Here is an 18,075-nt window from a genome sequence, read left to right as displayed (position 1 = left end):
GGGTGCGGCCTTCAGGAACGTGTCGTTCCGCGAAACGTGAGGCCCCGGATCGGCCTCAATCCCGCCCGTCGAAGAGCTCCCGCCCGATCAGCATCCGCCGGATCTCGTTGGTCCCGGCGCCGATCGCGTAGAGCTTGGCGTCGCGCAGGATCCGGCCGGTCGGGTATTCGTTGATGTAGCCGTTGCCGCCGAGCGCCTGGATGGCTTCCAGGGCCACGTCGACCGCGGCTTCCGTCGCATGCAGCAGGCACGAGGCCGCATCCACGCGCGACTTGCGCCCGGCGTCGTAATCGCGGGCCACCTGGTAGGCGAACGCGCGCGAGGACTGCAGCGACGTGTACATGTCGGCGATCTTGGCCTGCATGATCCCGAAGGTCCCGATCGGCGCGTCGAACTGCTTGCGTTCGCGCACGTAGGGCAGGGCGACGTCCATCGCCGCCTGCATCAGGCCGATCGGCCCGCCGGACAACACGAGGCGTTCGGTGTTCAGGCCCGACATCAGCACCTTGACGCCCTTGTGCACTTCGCCGAGCACGTTGGCGGCGGGGATCTCGCAATCGCGGAACACCAGCTCGCACGTGTTCGACCCGCGCATGCCGAACTTGTCGAGCTTCTGCGCGGTGGTGAAGCCCGGCATGCCCTTCTCGACGAGGAAGGCGGTCATGCAACTGCTGCCCGATTCCTTGCCGGCGGTGCGCATGTACACGATCAGCACGTCGGCCTCGGGGCCGTTGGTGATCCACATCTTGTTGCCGTTGGCGACCCACGTATCGCCGCGCAGTTCCGCGCGGCACTGCATGGAACCGACGACGTCCGAACCCGCACCGGGTTCGCTCATCGCCAGCGCGCCCTTCCATTCGCCCGAGCACAGCTTCGGCAGGTACTTCGCGCGCTGCGCATCGGTGCCGTTGGCGTAGAGGTTGTTGACGCACAGGTTGGAATGCGCGCCGTACGACAGGCCGACCGAACCCGACGCGCGCGAGATCTCTTCCATCGCGACGAGGTGCGCGAGGTAGCCCATGTCGGTGCCACCGAACTGTTCCGGCACCGTCAGCCCGAGCAGGCCCATCTCGCCGAGCTTCGGCCACAGGTCGGCGGGGAAGAGGTTGTCGTGGTCGATCTGCGCCGCGCGGGGCGCGATTTCCGCATCGCAGAAACGGCGGACCGTCTCGCGCAGTGCATCGATGTCTTCACCCAGCGGAAAAGCGCGCATTGCAGACTCCGGACGAAACTTTCAGGTGACGGAAACGCAGGACGGGGCCGAAGCCCCGTCCCTGGGTGGTGCATCAGTGACCGCGGATGCGGCCTTGGAAACGCGGCTGTGCGCGGCCCAGCGGGAGCTTCAGCTTGCCGATCGCGCTGATGCGCTCTTCGGCGAGGCGGTCGGCGGCCTTGTAGGTCGGGATCGCGTCGCGCTCGCTGATTTCATAGATGCGCGCGAGGTTGTGGTAGATCGTGCGCATCATGCGCATCGCGCGTTCGCGGTTGTAGCCGTCGATCTCGAGCGACACGTTCATCACGCCGCCCGCGTTGACCGCATAGTCCGGCGCGTAGAGGATGCCGCGCTTCTCGACTTCGTCGCCGATCTGCGTGTTGGCCAGCTGGTTGTTCGCCGCGCCGCAGATGACCTTCGCCTTGAGGCGGGGCAGGGTCTGTTCGTTGACGGTGGCGCCCAGCGCGCACGGCGAGTACACGTCGGCCGGCACGTCGTAGATCTCGTCCAGGCCCACGGCTTCGGCGCCGTATTCGTTGACGGCCTTGTCGACCAGTTGCTTGTTGATGTCGGTGACGAAGATCTTCGCGCCGCGCTCCTTGAGCAGCTTCACGAATTCCATGCCGACGTGGCCCAGGCCCTGCACCGCGTAGGAATACTTGCCGACTTCCTCGTCGCCGTACTTCTTGTTGAGCGTGGCCATCAGGCCCTGCAGCGTGCCGTAGGCGGTGAACGGCGAGGGATCGCCCGAACCACCGTGCACCTGGTGCACGCCGGTCACGTACTCGGTCTCGCGGTACACGTATTCCATGTCGTTGACGTCGATGCCGACGTCCTCGGCCGTGATGTAGCGGCCGCCCAGCGATTCGACGAACTGGCCGAACGCGCGGAACAGCGCCTCGCTCTTGTCCTTCGCCGGGTCGCCGATGATGACGGCCTTGCCGCCGCCGATGTTCAGGCCGGCCACCGCGTTCTTGTACGTCATGCCGCGCGAGAGGCGCAGCACGTCGTTGAGCGCGTCGGCCTCGGTCTTGTACGGCCACATGCGCGTGCCGCCGAGGGCGGGGCCGAGCACCGTGTTGTGGATGGCGATGATGGCCTTCAGGCCCGCATCCTTGTTGTGGCAGAACACGACCTGTTCGTGGCCGTAGGTGTCGAGGGTTTCGAAAAGCATCGGAAGCTCCGGCGGCCTGCGTCGCCGTGCGCGTGATCGCGCGTGGCAAGCGGGCCAACAAGTCGAGATAAGTCGTTGAGATTGCTGGGGACTGCGGACGAAAATCCAGGCGCTCAGGCCACCGCAGGCGGCGCAGTCTACTCCGAAGCCAAGCCTGAGTCGTGTGTACGCGGGCGTAGGGACGCCCGTGGCGCGGGCCGCCTACAATCGCGGCCCTGTCGATTCACTCCTTACAAGAAAGCCGCCGAATGCAGACCCCCGCCCTGGACACCTGGCAAACCGCCGAACGCCTGCTCGGCGAACGCCGCCAGGACGACGCCCGCGCCGCCTACCTCACGCTCGTCGACGATCCGGATTTCGCCGTGCTGGCCAACCTGCGCCTGTCGCTGCTGGCGTCGGGCGAGGGCCGCTACCGCGACGCGATCGCGCACGCGCTGGCCGCGGGCGTGGCCCACACGGATGACGCGGATGTCATCGAAATGGTCTGCAAGCGCCTGCTCACCCTGGGCGAAACCGAGCCGGCCGTGATCGCCGCCGGCCGCCCCGAGATGCTGGAAGCGCAGCGCCCGGCCGCGCTGGCCCAGCTCGGCAAGGTGATGACGGATTACATGCAGCCCGACATGGCGCTGCGCCTGCTGGATGCCGCGCGCAAGCTCGGCTGGGATTCGCCGGCCATCCGCTACCTCATCGGTTTGGCCGAGATGCACCGCGGCGACGACGTGGAAGCGCAGGCCGCCTTCGACGCCGCGCTGGCCGCCGATCCGGATTTCGCCCGCGCCGCGCGCTCGCTGTCGAAGCTGCACACGCAGACGCGCGACGACAACCACGTCGACGCGTTGCGCGCCTCGCTCGCGCGCCTGGGCGACGCGCATGCCGACGCGCCGATGCTGTACTACGCGCTGTTCAAGGAACTCGACGACCTCGGCGATGCGGAGGCCGCATGGCAGGCGCTCGACACCGGCATGCGCCTGCGTCGCGCGCAGGTGCAGTACGACACCGCCACCGACACCGCGCTGTTCGAACACCTGCAATCACTGAAGATCACGCCCGGCGAGCACCACGATTCCGAGGGCGCCACGCCGATCTTCATCGTCGGCCTGCCGCGCTCGGGCACCACGCTGCTCGAACGCATCCTCGGCGGGCACGCGCGCCTGCGCGATGCCGGCGAGCTGCGCGATTTCGTGTTCCAGATGCGCTGGATGTGCGACTTCGCCGGCGGCCCCAACCTCGACCTCGCCCTGGCCAAGCGCGCCGAATCGATCACCGACTGGGCGCAGCTCGGCGAGCGTTACCTGGCGCACACCCGCTGGCGCGCGCGCCGCCCCGACGGTACGCATGCGGCGTACTACACCGACAAGCTGCCGCCGAACTTCCTCAACCTCGGCTACATCGCGCGCGCGTTGCCGAGCGCGAAGATCGTGCACATGGTGCGCGACCCGATGGACACGTGCTTCTCGAACCTCAAGGAACTGTTCGCCGCCGCGTACCCGCACAGCTACGACCAGCTGGAGATGGCGGACTACTACAAGCGCTACCGCCAGTTGATGGCGCACTGGACTGCGCAGCTGCCGGGCCGCATCCACACCGTGCGCTACTCGGAACTGGTGTCGGAACCGGAAGGCACCACGCGCGAACTGCTCGACTACATCGGCCTGCCGTGGCAGACCGGCCTGACCGACATCGCCAAGCGCGCCGGCACCGTGGCCACCGCGAGCGCGATGCAGGTGCGCGAAGGCATCCATGCGAAGACGCTGGGGCAGTGGCGGCGTTACGAGGAACAGCTGGCGCCGATGAAGGAGCGGTTGGGGTCGTACGCGTATTCGGCGCGGAGCTGACGGCGGACGTTGACGCAGCCACGCGGCAACCGGTGTAGCCTCCCGCGAAAGCCGAGGGGGTCGCCATGCGGAAGGCATCGTGGGGTTGGGCGGCCATCCTGCTCTGCACGTCCGCGTCGGTGGGCGCGCAAGACAAGTCGCCGCGTCCAGCGTTCGAAGCCTTCCAGGTCACCGAGCACGGTGTTCCCGATCCGCCGACCTTCGCGTTCTCGAGCGCGCGCGCGACGAGCGACGATCCCGTCGTCATCACGATCCCCGGGCGGAAGCTGACGAACGCGGACCGCGAATTCCGCGTCAGCCTGCAGAAGCACTGGCTGTCCGTGAACGTGCCCGAGGCCTGGGACTTCCAGATGCGTGCGCTCGTCGAATGCGGGCGCAAGCGGAAGGGCGAGTTCCCGGTGTGCGACGAGTACGATTTCATCGATCCGAAGAGCGGGCAGCGGCACGCGATCTTCCTCTACGTGGGCAACTGGCCGTGATGCGCCCGGGGACGCTGCGCTGGCTGTTCGCCGTGTCACTGGCAGCGTGCGCCAGTGCGCCCGCCGTCGCCTTCGATCCGCTGGCCCCCATCCTGGCGATGCGAGCGGATTTCGGCGAAATGCATGCAGGGCATACGAAGGTCGAAGTCGGCGTGAGCGGCGTGTACTTCGATGACGGCACCATCGACCCGGGCATCCTCATCGACTTCGATTTTCCGGGGCCATGCCCGGGCGAGCCGAGGTGCGTATCGGCGTCGTACTCCCGGACCTTCCACGACATCGATCCCCTGGTCGATGCGCTGCGGGACGCGAAAACGCACCTCGCCGCAGGCACCGCCTACGCGCGGTCGCTGGCGCCGCCGCGCGAACCTTGCGCCGCAACGTCGGACCTGAAAGGCGAAGTGACGGTCAAGCCGAAGGGCGACAAGGTCTACGTGGCGTTGGGCAGCAGCCCGCCGGCGGCATTCGACGCGGACGAAGTCGACTATTTCCTCGGGATGTTGGTGCCCGCCCGCGACATGGTGCGACGCCTGCAACCGCAGATCGCGGCGTTCAATGCGGCGGCGCCTGCGAAGCACGCCACCGTCATGCCGGCCGTTGCAACGCCTTGCGCAGGGAAGCGAGCGAGGCCGTGATCGCGTCGGCATCGATCACGCCGTAACCGAACGTCACGGCCGGCACCGCCGGCGGCGCGATCGAATACTCCGCGATCGATTGCGCGCCCGGCGTGTGCTCTCGCACCGCCGCCATCACGCGCCCCATCTGCGACGCATCCCGCACGCGCGCCGCGAGATGCATCCCCGCTTCCGATGGAATGACATCGAACCACGCGGGCATCGCGCGCAGCCCCGCCAGCAACGCCTCTCGCCGCGGCGCATACACCGCGCGCATCTTCCGCACGTGGCGTGCCATGTGCCCGTCGGCGATGAATGTGGCGAGCACCGATTGCGTGACGACGTCGCTGTGCGAATCCGCGCAGTGCTTCACCGCCGCCAGCGCGTCGTGCGCCCACGCCGGCGCGACGATGAAGCCCTTGCGCACGGCCGGGAACAGGCTTTTCGTGAACGTGCCGACGTAGAACACCACGCCTTCGCGATCCAGCGTCTGCAGCGCATCGAGCGGCCGCCCGCCGAAGCGGAACTCACCGTCGTAATCGTCCTCGATCACCACCGCGCCGTTGCGTCGCGCGAAATCCAGCAACGCCATCCGTCGCCGCAGCGACAACGCCACGCCGGTGGGGGATTGATGCGACGGCGTCACGCTCACCACGCGCACGTCGTCGGGCAACTCGTCGACGCACAGGCCCTCGTCGTCCACGCGCATCGGCACCAGGCGCGCGCCCGCCGCGACGAAGGCACCGCGCAACGGCGGATAGCCGGGTTCCTCCACCGCCACGCGCGTTTCGCCCGGCGTGACCAGCAAGCGCGCGAGCAAATCGAACGCCTGCTGCGCGCCATTCGTCACGATGATGTCGTCGCCCGTGCACGCCACCGCACGTGCGAACGCCACGTGCTTCGCAATGGCCGCGCGCAATGCAGGAATGCCTTCCGACGGCGGATAGGCGAACGGTTGCTTCGACCACTGCTGCAACACCTGCGCAGTCAATTTCCGCCACAGCGCATGCGGGAAATGCCGATGGTCGGGCATGCCCAAACGGAAACTCCGCTCGGGCAGCACGCGTGCGGGTTCGCGCGCGAGATAGGGCGTGCGCCACATCGGCGCGAGGCGCACGTCCTCCACCGGCAGCGGCGACACCGGGCGCCGCGCCACCGCCTGGCGCGTATGCAGGTCCGCGATCACCGCCTTCGCGCCCGGGCGCGGCAGCACGTAGCCCTCCGCCACCAGCAGGTCGTACGCGCCCATCACCGTATTGCGCGAAATGCCGAGTTCCTCCGCCAATCGCCGGGACGAAGGCAACTGCGTCCCGGCCGCCAGGCGCCCATCGAGGATCGCCCCCCGCAACTGCTGGTGCAGCGATCCCGCCAGGTGGCCCGCGGACCCCGACAGGTCCAGCGCGAACGGCAAGACTGGTTCCATGGAATCTCCGCGAACTGGCCCACGCAGGGAGCCAGATTACGCCCACCATCGCCCCATGCCCACCGTCGCAGGACCGCTCCCGATGATCGACGTGCATTACGCCCGCAGCCCCAACGGGATGAAGCTGCCGCTGTTCCTGGAAGAACTGGCCGAGCAGGGCCTGCCGCTCGAACATCGGCTGATCCCCGTGCGCTTGTCCGCCGGCGAACAGTTCCACCCCGAGTTCCTCGCGATCTCGCCGAACAACAAGATCCCCGCGATCGTCGACCACGCGCCGCTCGGCGGGGGCGCGCCGCTGGCGTTGTTCGAATCCGCCGCGATCCTGCAATACCTCGCCGAGAAGAGCGGCAGGCTGCTCGCGTTCGATGCGCGCACGCGCTACCAGACGCTGCAGTGGCTGACGTGGCAGGTCGCGGGCCTGGGACCGATGGCGGGGCAGAGCGGCTGGTTCCGCAAGCATGCGAAGCAGCGCGACGACTACGCGCTGGATCGCTACACGCGCGAAACGCATCGCCTCTACGGCGTGCTCGATCGGCACCTGGCGGGACGCGACTTCATCGCAGGCGATGCGCTGTCGATCGCCGACATCGCGATCTGGCCGTGGATCGTCTCGCACGCCGGGCATGGCATGTCGCTGGAGGATTTCCCGGATATCGCGCGCTGGTTCGATGCGATCGGCGCACGGCCCGCGACGCAGCGCGTGTTCGCCGGCTACGAAGATCCCTACGCCCATCCGAAATTCGACCTGCAGGAGGCCCTCGCATGAGCACCGCCTGGATCTGCGCGACCTGCGCCACGCAGTACGCACCGTCGGACGCGCCGCCCGCGTCGTGCCCGGTGTGCGAAGACGATCGCCAGTACGTCGAGTGGAGCGGCCAGCAATGGCTGACGCACGACGAACTGCAACGTCGCTACACCCTGCGCATCGGCGAGGACGATGGCCTGCTCGCGATCGCCGTCGACGGCGCGTTCGCGATCCCGCAGCGCTTGCTGCACCTGCCGACCGACGGCGGCAACATCCTCTGGGAAAGCCTCGGCCTGGTGACGGACGCCGCGGTCGACGCCTTGAACGGCGCCGGCGGCGTGGATCGCATCGTGGTCTCGCATCCGCACTTCTATTCGTCGATGGTCGAATGGAGCGAGGCGCTGGGCGGCGTGGAAATCCTGCTGCACGAAGCGGACAAAAGCTGGGTGCGCCGATCCTCGCCGCACATCCGCCATTGGCGCGGCGACACGCTGGCGTTGTCCGACGACGTCACGCTGATCAACACCGCCGGCCACTTCCCGGGCAGCACGGCATTGCATTGGCGCAAGGGGCCGTTCGGCCGGCCCGCGTTGCTCTCCGGTGATTCGCCGCACGTCGCGCAGGACCGCAAGCAGGTCACCTTCATGCACAGCGTGCCGAACTTCACGCCGATGGCGCCGTCGTACGTGCGCCGCATGCAGCAGGTGCTGGCGCCGTTCGACTACGACGACGTGTACGGCTTCTCGTGGGGCCGCAACATCCTCGGCAACGGTCGCGCGGTCGTCGATGCGTCCTTCGCACGCTATCTGCAAGTGGTGGCCGCATGAACGCCTTCGTCCACGATGCGCTGCAAGGCTTGTTGCCCGCGAACCTCACCGCGACGTCGGCGTTGCCGTGGATTCCCGCGGCCACGCCCGGCAAGTGGGCGAAGCCGCTGCGTTTCCTCGGCGACCGCGGCTTCGTCGAACTGCTGCGCATGACGCCCGGCACCGTCATGCCGCTGCATCGCCACACCGGCGACGTGCACGTGTACACGCTGGTCGGCCAGCGCCAGTTGTGCACGGGCGAGATCGTCGGGGCAGGGGATTACGCGTTCGAACCGGCGGGCCACATCGATTGGTGGAAGGTGGTGGGCGAGGAAGACATGCTTGCGTTCGCGGTCGTGATGGGAGACGTGGAATTCCTGGGCCCGGGGGGTGACGTGATCCTGCGGGCGAACGTGGAATCCCAGCGTGCTGCCTACCAGCAGCACTGCCGGGACCACAGGCTGGTGGCCCGGGACCTTTGATCGGGGCACACTCCGCCCACCTACCGGAGCATCGGCCCATGAAACTCCACCTCGCAATCGCATGCCTGCTGCTGTGCACGTCGTTCCACGCTTCAGCGCAGGAGGCCGCGCCGCCGTCCCTCGTCAAGCACGCGCCGAAGTCCGAGTATCCGAAGGACGCCAGCGAAGTGGCCGCGCGCAAGTCGGGCTGCCTGCACTGGTCGCGCGCCGACACCTACGGCCAGCGCGGGCAGGAAGCCCAGCAAGCCATGCAGGACCTGCAATGCAGCACGATCGACCAGGACTTCGCCGCCGTGCGCGCCAAGTACGCGGACAACCCGAAGGTCGCGAAGATGCTGGACGGCGTGGAAGGCTGGTGAGGCGTGCGCCAATGGACGGCCGATGACTTCGATGCGTTGTCGTGGCACGACGTCCACGTCCACGGGTTCCGGATCGAATCGGCAGACCAGGAGACGGGCACGGCCGAACTGATCCTCGACATCGACTTCCTGCTGGAATGGCGGCGCGTCGATGACGGGTCGTTCGAGTTCGACATCGCCCCGGCGACACTGCAATTCCACGACGTCTTCGGCCTGCGGTTCCAGCTCGATTTCACGAATCCCGGCGCGGGGATGGGCGCGTTCTCGATCGAGCGCATCGAGCGCGAGCAATTCGAATATCCGAACGGCCACACCGGCTGGCGTTGGACGCTGCCGATCAATTGGCCATCCGGGCGGATCACGTTCGAAGCCAGCGGTTTCACGCAGCGACTGACCAGGGCACCGATCGTCTCGCAGGGCTTGTGGCTGGATGACGCGCAAAGGCACCCAGCGCGCTGAAAAGCCTGCGCCCGAACCGCGGAGATGTCGGCGCCGCGTGACGCTGCTCCGCCATGCGCCGGCGCACGGCAGGTCGGCAACAGCCGCTTTCCGCCCCCGGCGCTACAATTCGCCCCTTCGCTGTCGCCCCCGGATCGCCGCCCCATGAGCACCACCGCCGCCCAGGTTCCGTCCCCGCTGCCGGAAAACAGCCCGCTGCGCTTCGTCACCGCCGCCTCGTTGTTCGACGGCCACGACGCGGCGATCAACATCATGCGGCGCCTCATCCAGGCCCAGGGCGCGGAAGTCATCCACCTCGGCCACAACCGGTCGGTCGAGGACGTCGTGCGCGCGGCGCTGCAGGAAGACGCCGACGCGATCGCGCTGTCGTCCTACCAGGGCGGCCACGTCGAGTACTTCAAGTACATGGTCGACATGCTGCGCGAGCGCGGCGCGTCGCACATCAAGGTGTTCGGCGGCGGTGGCGGCACGATCACGCCGGAAGAAATCCGCGAGCTGCAGGCCTACGGCGTCGAGCGCATCTACCATCCCAACGACGGCATGCACATGGGCCTCGTCGCGATGATCGAGGACGTGGTGCGCCGCGCGAACGAAGGGCGCCTGGGCGTCGAGAAGCCGCACCAGGTGGACCTCACCGACGAGATCGCCATCGGCCGCATGCTCAGCGCGGTGGAAGAGGGCGCGCTGGACGAAGCCGAACTCGCGCACCTGCGCAAGCAGTGGCAGCTGGCCGGCGGCAAGACGCCCGTCATCGGCATCACCGGCACCGGTGGCGCAGGCAAGTCGTCGGTCACCGACGAACTGCTCAACCGCTTCCTCGCTTCGTTCCCGGACATGCGCCTGGCCGTGATCTCCGTCGATCCCACGCGGCGCCGCACCGGCGGGGCGCTGCTCGGCGACCGCATCCGCATGAACTCGCTGCGTTCCAAGCGCGTCTTCATGCGCTCGATGGCCACGCGCCGCCAGCACGCGGCCACCAACGTCGTGCTGCGCGACTGCATCGCGTTCCTGAAGTCGCTGGGCTACGACATGGTGATCGTCGAGACCGCGGGCATCGGGCAGAGCGATTCGGAGATCGTGGACCTCGTCGATTTCCCGATGTACGTGATGACCAGCGACTTCGGTGCGCCGAGCCAGCTGGAAAAGATCGACATGCTCGACTACGCCGAGCTGGTGGTGCTGAACAAGTTCGACAAGCGCGGCGCCGAAGACGCGTTGCGCGACGTGCGCAAGCAGTGGAAGCGCAACCGCGTGGCGTTCCAGACCAAGGACGAGGATGTCCCCGTCTATCCGACGATCGCCTCGCAGTTCAACGACCCCGGCATCAGCTGGATGTTCTCCAACCTCACGCGCCTGCTGCGCGAGAAGCTGCAGCTGCCGGCCGACAAGTGGACGCCGGATCTCGACACCACGCTGAAGGAACCGCGCGCCACCGTGCTGATCCCCGGCGCGCGCGTGCGTTACCTCGCCGAGATCGCCGAACAGGGCCGCGGCATCAACACGCGCATCGAAGCGCAGAGCGAAGTCGCCGATCGCGCGCAGTCCTACTGGCAGTCGCTGCGCGACCTGGACGACGCCGCGTTGCCGAAGGCGCTGTCGCTGTACGACATCGACGCGCTGAAGCACGACGACCGCACGCTCGCCACGCTGCGCCAGCGTTACAACGACGCGATCCATTCGCTCGACAGCGAAGCCCTCAAGCTCCTGCGCGAATGGCCCGCCCGCCTCAAGTCGATCACCGACGAGGTCACCGAATACAAGGTTCGCGACAAGACCATCCGCGTGGAGAACTACCGCGAGTCGCTGAGCCACCAGAAGATCCCGAAGATCGCCGCCCCCACGTACCGCAGCTGGGGCGAACTGCTCACGTTCCTGCAGAAGGAAAACCTGCCGGGCGATTACCCGTACACCGGCGGCGTGTATCCGTATCGCCGCACGGGCGAGGATCCGATCCGCATGTTCGCCGGCGAAGGCACGCCCGAGCGCACCAATCGCCGCTTCCATTACCTCAGCGTCGGCCAGCCCGCCGCGCGCCTGTCCACCGCCTTCGACAGCGTCACGCTGTACGGCGAAGACCCGGCGGTGCGCCCGGACATCTACGGCAAGATCGGCAACTCCGGCGTCAACATCGCCACGCTCGACGACATGAAGAAGCTGTACTCCGGCTTCGACCTGTGCGCGCCCAGCACCTCGGTGTCGATGACGATCAACGGCCCGGCGCCGATCATCCTGGCGATGTTCATGAACACCGCGATCGACCAGCAGGTCGAGAAATACCTGCGCGCCGACCAGGCGCGCTGGGATGCGGCGCACGAGCAGATCGAGAAGATGTTCGAAGGCCGCAAACGCCCCGAATACGGCGGCATGCTGCCGGAAACCAACGACGGCCTCGGCCTCGGCTTGCTCGGCGTCACCGGCGACCAGGTGGTCGATGCCGAAACCTACGAGCGCATCAAGGCTGAAACGCTCAAGACCGTGCGCGGTACCGTGCAGGCCGACATCCTCAAGGAAGACCAGGCGCAGAACACCTGCATCTTCAGCACCGAGTTCGCCCTGCGCATGATGGGCGACATCCAGCAGTACTTCGTGGACCGCAGCGTCCGCAACTTCTACTCGGTGTCGATCAGCGGTTACCACATCGCCGAAGCGGGCGCGAACCCGATCAGCCAGCTCGCCTTCACGCTGAGCAACGGCTTCACGATCGTGGAGTACTACCTCGCGCGCGGCATGAAGATCGACGACTTCGCGCCCAACCTGTCGTTCTTCTTCAGCAACGGCATGGATCCGGAGTACACCGTGATCGGCCGCGTGGCGCGCCGCATCTGGGCGCGCGCGATGCGCGAGCGCTACGGCGCCGGCCCGCGCAGCCAGATGATGAAGTACCACATCCAGACGAGCGGCCGCTCGCTGCATGCGCAGGAAATCCAGTTCAACGACATCCGCACCACGCTGCAGGCGCTGTACGCGCTGTTCGACAACTGCAACTCGCTGCACACCAACGCGTACGACGAGGCGATCACCACGCCGACGGAAGAAAGCGTGCGCCGCGCGGTGGCGATCCAGATGATCATCAACAAGGAACTGGGCCTCAACTTCAACGAGAACCCGTGGCAGGGCAGCTTCATCGTGGACAAGCTCACCGACATCGTCGAAGAGGCGGTGTACAAGGAGTTCGAGGCGATCAGCGACCGCGGCGGCGTGCTCGGCGCGATGGACACGATGTACCAGCGCGGCAAGATCCAGGAAGAGAGCCTGTACTACGAGCACAAGAAGCACGACGGCTCGCTGCCGCTGATCGGCGTCAACACCTTCCTGCCGAAGGACCACGCCGGCGACATCGTCACCGAGATCGAGCTGATCCGTTCGACCGAAAGCGAGAAGGGCCAGCAGATCCAGAACGTCGCCAACTTCCAGCACCTGCGTAATGCCGAGAAGGGCCTGGCGTACCTGCAGAAGACCGCGCGCGATCGCCAGAACGTGTTCGCATCGCTGATGGAAGCGGTGAAGACGCACAGCCTGGGCCAGATCAGCCACGCGCTGTACGACGTGGGTGGCGAGTACCGCCGCAACATGTAAATCGCTTTTATTCTCCCTCCCCCCTCCGGGGGAGGGCCGGGGAGGGGGCGCCTCAGCCGCCCGCCATCTCCCCAACCCGCGTCAACGCCGCCTCCACCCGCGCATCCAGCGGATGCCCGAAGTTGATCCGCACGCAGTTCCGGAACGCCCCCGCCGGCGAAAAGATCGGCCCCGGCGACACGCTGATCCCTTCGGCCAGCGCGCGCTGCGCCAACGCGAGTGCATCGCAGCCTTCCGGCAGTTCCACCCAGAGGAAGTAACCGCCGTCCGGATGCGCCACGCGCGTGCCGGCCGGAAACACGTCGCCGATGAACGCGGCATACACATCGCGCTGCGTGCGCAATCGCGCGCGCAAACCGCGCAGGTGCCGGTCGTAGCTCCCGCGTTCCAGGTAACTCGCCAGCGCCAGCTGCACGGGAATCGACGTCGCCAGCGACGCGCCCAGCTTCTGCTGCGCCACTTCGCGCGCGAAGCGCCCCGCATTCGCCCAGCCGATGCGATACCCCGGCGCCAGCGTCTTCGAAAACGAACTGCAGTGCAGAACCCACCCGTCGCGATCGAACGCCTTCGTCGACGCCGGCCGCTGCGGATCGAAATACAACTCGTGGTAGACGTCGTCCTCGATCAGCGGCACGCGATGCCGGTGCACGAGGTCCACGAGCGCCTGCTTCTTCTCCGCCGGCATCGAACCCCCGAGCGGATTCTGGAAATTCGTCATCACCCACACCGCGCCGGGGCGATCGCGCACGAGGATGGTGTCGAGTGCTTCCAGGTCCACGCCCGTGCGCGGATCGGTCGCCACTTCGATCGCGCGCAAGCCTTGCCGCTCCAGCGCCTGCAGGCACGCATAGAAACACGGTGACTCCACCACGACCGCGCTGCCCGGCTTGCACGTCGCCGCGAGGCACAGGTTCAGCGCTTCCATCGCGCCGTTGGTCACCACGATCTCGTCGACGTCCGCGCGCACGCCATCCAGCAGATACCGCTGCGCGATCTGCCGCCGCAGTTCGAGGCTGCCGGGCGTGAGGTGCTCGACCGTGCTCCACGGATCCAGGTGCGTCGCACTCGCCGCCAGCGCGCGCCCCAGCCGCGGCAACGGGAAGAACAACGGGCTCGGGAACGCCGACCCCAGCGGCACCACCTCGCGCCGCGTGGCCGCCTGCAACATGTCGAAGATGAGATCGGTGATCTTCACCTCGCGCGCCTGGCCATCGGGTTGCGATGGCGCCGTGGGCACCGCGGCCCGCGCCTTCGTCGGCGGCGCCGCCACGTAATAGCCCGAGCGCGGCCGCGACTGGATCAGCCCGCGCGACTCCAGCAGGTAGTACGCCTCGAACACCGTCGCCGCGCTGACGTTGCGGCTGGCGCGCGCCTGCCGCACCGACGGCAACCGGTCGCCCGGCTTCAGCGTGCCGCGCGCGATCGATGCCGCGATGTCATCCGCCAGGGTTTCGTACCGCTTGGCCGCCATGCCCAGGTCCATCCGACTGATCCGGTGATTCTCGCCGCAACTGCCCCTGCCGCGCGCGCCGGCCGCGCCTTACCGTGCGCACATCCCGCCCCGGGCCGCCCCATGAATCCCGAAGTCGAACTCAACCTCGCCCTCATCCTGTTCCTGCCGTGGTTCCTGATCCTCGGCGCGCTGTACTGGATCTACCCGCGCGCCCCGCGCACGCCCGCACGGCGCAGCTTCGACATGGCCGCGCTTGCGCTGGCCACGGCCGCCGCCGCGCTCGGCATGTACTGGAGCATGTTCAACGCCGACCGCCAGTTCGGCGGCATGTGGAAGCAGGTGCTCGCAACGTCCGTGTCGTACGGCCTGTTCCTCGGCGTGATGACGCTGGCCCTGTGGGCGCGCCACGCCTGGATCACCGGCCCGCGCGCGCGCGGCAAATCCTTTCCCGCATCGAGCAAGCCCGCATGAAAACCCTCGTGATCGTCGCCTTCCTCGGACTCATCCTCTACAACCTCGGCAGTGGGCTGTATTTCATGCTGGTCGACGACAGCACCAGCAAGCGCACCGTCAACGCGCTGACCAAGCGCATCGCGCTGTCGGTGGGGTTGATCGTGCTGGTCATCATCGGCATGGCCACCGGGTTCATCGAAGCGCACGGGGTGCAGGCGGGTTGATCGCCCCCACGATTCGTCATCGCTGCTACACGCGGTCGTCTGTGGCCTGCATTCATAATGCGCGGATGGAATTCCGCGCACCGCCCGCCTCGCTGCCTCCCGTGCTGCTGATGTACCTCGCCGCGCGCACGCGCGATGCCACCTTCATGTCGTATTGCTTCACCGAAGACGCGTACGTGCTCGATCGCGGCAAGCTGTACAAGGGCCTGGACTCGATGGTCGCCTGGCAGGCCGAACTGGCCCGCCACTTTCCCGAGCGCCGCTTCGAAGTGTTGAAGGCCACGCAGCACGCGGACGACGAGTACCACGTGCGCGTGCGGGTGACCGGGCCGTTCACCGAGGGCAGGCTGGTGCGCTGGTTGTTCCGGTTCAAGCTGCGCGGCGATCGCATCGCCGTGCTGGAGATCGCGTGAGCCGGATCGCGCCAGTGCCGAATGCGTTGCCCGCCGTGATCGTGCAGTACCTGGGCGCGCCGCGGCGCGATGCAGCGTTGCTCGACTGCTGTTTCACCGAAGACGCGGTGATCATGGATCGCGGCACCTTGTACAAGGGCCGCGACTCGATGCTCGCGTGGCAGGACGAACTTGCGCAGCACTACCCCGGGCGGAAGTTCGAGATCCTCAAGGTGCTGAAGGGCAAGGTGGCCGACGAATACAACGTTCGGGTGCGCGTGACCGGGCCATTCCCGGGCGGGTCGTCGATGTTGTTCGTGTTCAAGTTCCGGCTGCGGGGGGAGCGGATTGCGGCGTTGGAGATTGCCTAGTCGTCGCCGTGGCGCATCGCGCGCGCCAGACTGTTTCGACGCGCTGATTGATGGGCTGTTGTGTAACAGCCAGCAGTCATCCGAGAATTATTCTCTGACGCGTTGCAACACGCTGGTTCTTGTAAAACAGTCTTTGACTTATTGATTGTGCCTTGTTCTTCTTCCCGGACGAATACCTGGGGGTGGAGTACAGATGGCAAGTCGCGTCGCGAACATCGAGATCGTACAGACCAAACGCGTTCTCAACGGACTGCAGCCATTGCTGCATGGTTGGCTCAAGGTCGTCCACGACTTCTGTGCTGCCGACCAGTTCGAAGACAATCCCTGGTGGTACAACGAGCGAGCAAGCCTGAGCACGCTTGCCGGCGCGGCTTGGCGCCTGCCGAGATGGAATGCGCTCGAAGAATTCAGCACTACCAAGCGTGGCGTCCTGCCGGACGGCGATGTCGATCGGCGCGAGAATGTCCGGGGTCGTTGCGATCTCTACGTGGCGCACGCAACCACGAGCTTTGCGATCGAGGCAAAGCAGGCGTGGCAGCCGATCGGAAGCCGCGCGAGGAAGAACTACCTTGCTCCCGCAATGCAGGCCGCCAAGCGTGACGCCGGTAACCTGACTTCCGATCAGGCCGACCATCGATTGGCTGTGGTGTTTGTTGCGCCGCACATACCTTTGGCCGCAGTCTCGCAAGAAGGTAAGCGCGGAAAGCGCATTGTCGATGCGGGCATGGCCAAGGAGGCGTTCGCTGGGTGGTTAGGGCGTCTCGATACCGGTGCGCTAGACGCACACGCGGTGCACTTCAGCGGGCGCTGCCATGATTTCGTCAGCGAGCACGATCGTGTGTTTCCTGGCGTGCTCATGGCCGTGAAGCGTTGCAAGCGAGGCGCGAGGGGGCGTCGAAATTCCTGAGCGATGGCGGATCAGGCTTGTTATCCTTTTCACCGGTCGCCGCTCAAGGGGTTGAGAGGCGATCTCATGAACCAATCAGGGGAAGACTTCAAATGCAGAACCTCGATCTCGAATACGCGGGATTCTGGCGCCGTGTCGCTGCGTCGATCATCGACACGCTGCTGATCATGCTGGTGACGTTTCCGGCGCTCTATGTCATCTATGGCCAGGAGTATTTCGTTGGGGATGGTCCCTTTATCGAAGGGCCGGCGGACTTCGTGATCAGTTGGCTGCTTCCCGCGGTCCTGGTGATCTGGTTCTGGGTGGTTCGCACGGGCAGACCCCCGGCAAGATGGTGGTGGGCGCCAAGGTCGTCGATGCGCAAACAGGTGCGACGATTTCGACCGGCAGGGCGATTGCACGCTACCTGGGCTATTTCGTGAGCTTGATTGGCCTGTGCGTCGGATACCTGTGGGTGGGATTTGATCCGAAGAAGCAAGGCTGGCACGACCACATTGCCGGCACGGTCGTGGTTCGCAAGCGTCCCACCGTCGTCTTCGAACAGGCCTGATAGTTGCTGCGCGCACGTGCGCGAGGTCTGCAAGGGCCTGGAAAGACATGCCTGCCTACGATCGTTTTGAAATAGCGCAGATCCTCGGAAACCTCGGCGACGAGTTGGTGCCTCCGAGCCCGGAGACGCATGAGGCGATGCTGGGCCGAATGGGTCGAAACCTGTTGCTGTTCAACCAGGTCGAAGGCAGCCTGAAGCGCGTGATTCCGTATATCCACCCGCAAGGTGCCGCGCTGGGATCGACAGCATTGGCGCAGTTTCGCGCGGACATGAAACGACAGTCGCTGGGGCCCACCGCCCAGCGACTGGTGGAATCGATCGCCTCGACGGACATCGATAATTTCGCGCTGTACGTCAAGTCTGTCGTGGACCATCGCAACGCGTTGGCGCATCAGTTTTTCGAGCAGCCTGGCGTCGCGATGAGCGAGGAGGGGTGTCGCATTGCAATCGAATGGCTCGATGCGCAATACCTGCATTGCCTCCCTTTGAAGGACTATTGCGGCTCGCTGCTCGTGGCGACGATCGCGGCGATGGACCTAGTCGCGGGGGAATCCGAGTAG

19 protein-coding genes and 1 pseudogene are annotated in these 18,075 nt (G+C 66.5%); 16 read left to right on the top strand and 4 right to left on the bottom strand.

The features are described from left to right. Positions 1-55: 55 nt before the first annotated feature. Positions 56-1,213: an isovaleryl-CoA dehydrogenase gene (locus LYSCAS_RS00395; RefSeq protein WP_213435089.1), complete on the bottom strand. Its 1,158-nt coding sequence runs from the start codon at positions 1,211-1,213 to the stop codon at positions 56-58. 73 nt (positions 1,214-1,286) lie between these two features. Further along, positions 1,287-2,387 (bottom strand): Glu/Leu/Phe/Val dehydrogenase dimerization domain-containing protein, encoded by a 1,101-nt coding sequence (locus LYSCAS_RS00390; protein ID WP_213435088.1) that lies wholly within the window; start codon positions 2,385-2,387, stop codon positions 1,287-1,289. Between the two features lie 248 nt (positions 2,388-2,635). On the opposite strand from LYSCAS_RS00390, the gene LYSCAS_RS00385 reads away from it, so the two are divergent. The 3 genes from LYSCAS_RS00385 to LYSCAS_RS00375 all read left to right on the top strand — a co-directional run bounded on the left by LYSCAS_RS00385 (position 2,636) and on the right by LYSCAS_RS00375 (position 5,336). Further along, on the top strand, positions 2,636-4,222 hold the full coding sequence (locus tag LYSCAS_RS00385) for a tetratricopeptide repeat-containing sulfotransferase family protein (protein WP_213435087.1): 1,587 nt from the start codon (positions 2,636-2,638) through the stop codon (positions 4,220-4,222). 65 nt (positions 4,223-4,287) lie between these two features. Further along, positions 4,288-4,701 (top strand): hypothetical protein, encoded by a 414-nt coding sequence (locus LYSCAS_RS00380; protein WP_213435086.1) that lies wholly within the window; start codon positions 4,288-4,290, stop codon positions 4,699-4,701. Next, complete coding sequence (locus LYSCAS_RS00375; RefSeq protein ID WP_213435085.1) at positions 4,701-5,336, top strand: hypothetical protein; 636 nt, start codon at positions 4,701-4,703, stop codon at positions 5,334-5,336. The genes LYSCAS_RS00380 and LYSCAS_RS00375 overlap by 1 nt, the downstream gene beginning before the upstream one ends. Here the strand turns inward: LYSCAS_RS00375 and pdxR are convergent. Continuing rightward, on the bottom strand, positions 5,287-6,738 hold the full coding sequence (pdxR, locus tag LYSCAS_RS00370; RefSeq protein ID WP_213435084.1) for a MocR-like pyridoxine biosynthesis transcription factor PdxR: 1,452 nt from the start codon (positions 6,736-6,738) through the stop codon (positions 5,287-5,289). The genes LYSCAS_RS00375 and pdxR overlap by 50 nt on opposite strands. A gap of 55 nt (positions 6,739-6,793) precedes the next feature. Here pdxR and LYSCAS_RS00365 point away from each other — a divergent pair, with 55 nt between their 5' ends. From LYSCAS_RS00365 to LYSCAS_RS00340, 6 genes are all read left to right on the top strand, one after another. Beyond that, on the top strand, positions 6,794-7,504 hold the full coding sequence (locus LYSCAS_RS00365; protein ID WP_244858605.1) for a glutathione binding-like protein: 711 nt from the start codon (positions 6,794-6,796) through the stop codon (positions 7,502-7,504). Continuing rightward, on the top strand, positions 7,501-8,310 hold the full coding sequence (locus tag LYSCAS_RS00360) for an MBL fold metallo-hydrolase (RefSeq protein ID WP_213435083.1): 810 nt from the start codon (positions 7,501-7,503) through the stop codon (positions 8,308-8,310). The genes LYSCAS_RS00365 and LYSCAS_RS00360 overlap by 4 nt, the downstream gene beginning before the upstream one ends. Next, positions 8,307-8,771, top strand: a complete 465-nt coding sequence (locus tag LYSCAS_RS00355; protein WP_213435082.1) for a cupin domain-containing protein — start codon at positions 8,307-8,309, stop codon at positions 8,769-8,771. Before LYSCAS_RS00360 ends, LYSCAS_RS00355 begins: the two co-directional genes overlap by 4 nt. 38 nt (positions 8,772-8,809) lie before the next feature. Next, on the top strand, positions 8,810-9,130 hold the full coding sequence (locus tag LYSCAS_RS00350; RefSeq protein ID WP_213435081.1) for a hypothetical protein: 321 nt from the start codon (positions 8,810-8,812) through the stop codon (positions 9,128-9,130). Positions 9,131-9,133: 3 nt separating this feature from the next. Continuing rightward, on the top strand, positions 9,134-9,589 hold the full coding sequence (locus tag LYSCAS_RS00345; protein ID WP_213435080.1) for a hypothetical protein: 456 nt from the start codon (positions 9,134-9,136) through the stop codon (positions 9,587-9,589). 144 nt (positions 9,590-9,733) lie between these two features. Further along, positions 9,734-13,165, top strand: coding sequence for a methylmalonyl-CoA mutase family protein (locus tag LYSCAS_RS00340; RefSeq protein ID WP_213435079.1), 3,432 nt, complete (start codon positions 9,734-9,736; stop codon positions 13,163-13,165). Positions 13,166-13,217: 52 nt separating this feature from the next. Here LYSCAS_RS00340 and LYSCAS_RS00335 read toward each other — a convergent pair whose 3' ends face one another. Further along, positions 13,218-14,648 carry an aminotransferase-like domain-containing protein gene (locus tag LYSCAS_RS00335; protein ID WP_244858603.1) on the bottom strand — a complete coding sequence of 477 codons (1,431 nt, stop codon included), beginning with the start codon at positions 14,646-14,648 and terminating at the stop codon, positions 13,218-13,220. Between the two features lie 90 nt (positions 14,649-14,738). Between LYSCAS_RS00335 and LYSCAS_RS00330 the strand changes: the two genes are divergently transcribed. The 7 genes and pseudogenes from LYSCAS_RS00330 (at position 14,739) to LYSCAS_RS00295 (ending at position 18,075) form a co-directional block, all read left to right on the top strand. Beyond that, a complete protein-coding gene (locus LYSCAS_RS00330) occupies positions 14,739-15,089 on the top strand; it encodes a hypothetical protein (protein ID WP_244858601.1) in 351 nt (116 codons plus the stop codon). Continuing rightward, a complete protein-coding gene (locus LYSCAS_RS00325) occupies positions 15,086-15,295 on the top strand; it encodes a twin transmembrane helix small protein (protein ID WP_213435078.1) in 210 nt (69 codons plus the stop codon). Before LYSCAS_RS00330 ends, LYSCAS_RS00325 begins: the two co-directional genes overlap by 4 nt. A 65-nt stretch (positions 15,296-15,360) precedes the next feature. After that, the gene (locus LYSCAS_RS00320; protein WP_213435077.1) at positions 15,361-15,708 is read left to right on the top strand and encodes a nuclear transport factor 2 family protein; all 348 of its coding nucleotides are present in this window, start codon (positions 15,361-15,363) and stop codon (positions 15,706-15,708) included. Further along, positions 15,705-16,058: a nuclear transport factor 2 family protein gene (locus tag LYSCAS_RS00315; protein ID WP_213435076.1), complete on the top strand. Its 354-nt coding sequence runs from the start codon at positions 15,705-15,707 to the stop codon at positions 16,056-16,058. The genes LYSCAS_RS00320 and LYSCAS_RS00315 overlap by 4 nt, the downstream gene beginning before the upstream one ends. A 193-nt stretch (positions 16,059-16,251) precedes the next feature. Further along, the gene (locus LYSCAS_RS00310) at positions 16,252-16,965 is read left to right on the top strand and encodes a hypothetical protein (RefSeq protein WP_213435075.1); all 714 of its coding nucleotides are present in this window, start codon (positions 16,252-16,254) and stop codon (positions 16,963-16,965) included. Positions 16,966-17,057: 92 nt separating this feature from the next. Next, positions 17,058-17,515 (top strand): annotated as a pseudogene (locus LYSCAS_RS00305) (RDD family protein). A 47-nt stretch (positions 17,516-17,562) separates the two neighbouring features. Beyond that, the gene (locus LYSCAS_RS00295; RefSeq protein WP_213435072.1) at positions 17,563-18,075 is read left to right on the top strand and encodes a hypothetical protein; all 513 of its coding nucleotides are present in this window, start codon (positions 17,563-17,565) and stop codon (positions 18,073-18,075) included.

The organism is Noviluteimonas caseinilytica (assembly GCF_018406605.1).
Taxonomy (GTDB): domain Bacteria; phylum Pseudomonadota; class Gammaproteobacteria; order Xanthomonadales; family Xanthomonadaceae; genus Noviluteimonas; species Noviluteimonas caseinilytica.
Note: the sequence above shows the minus strand (reverse complement) of the source record. Positions and strands in the feature narration are given on the sequence as shown.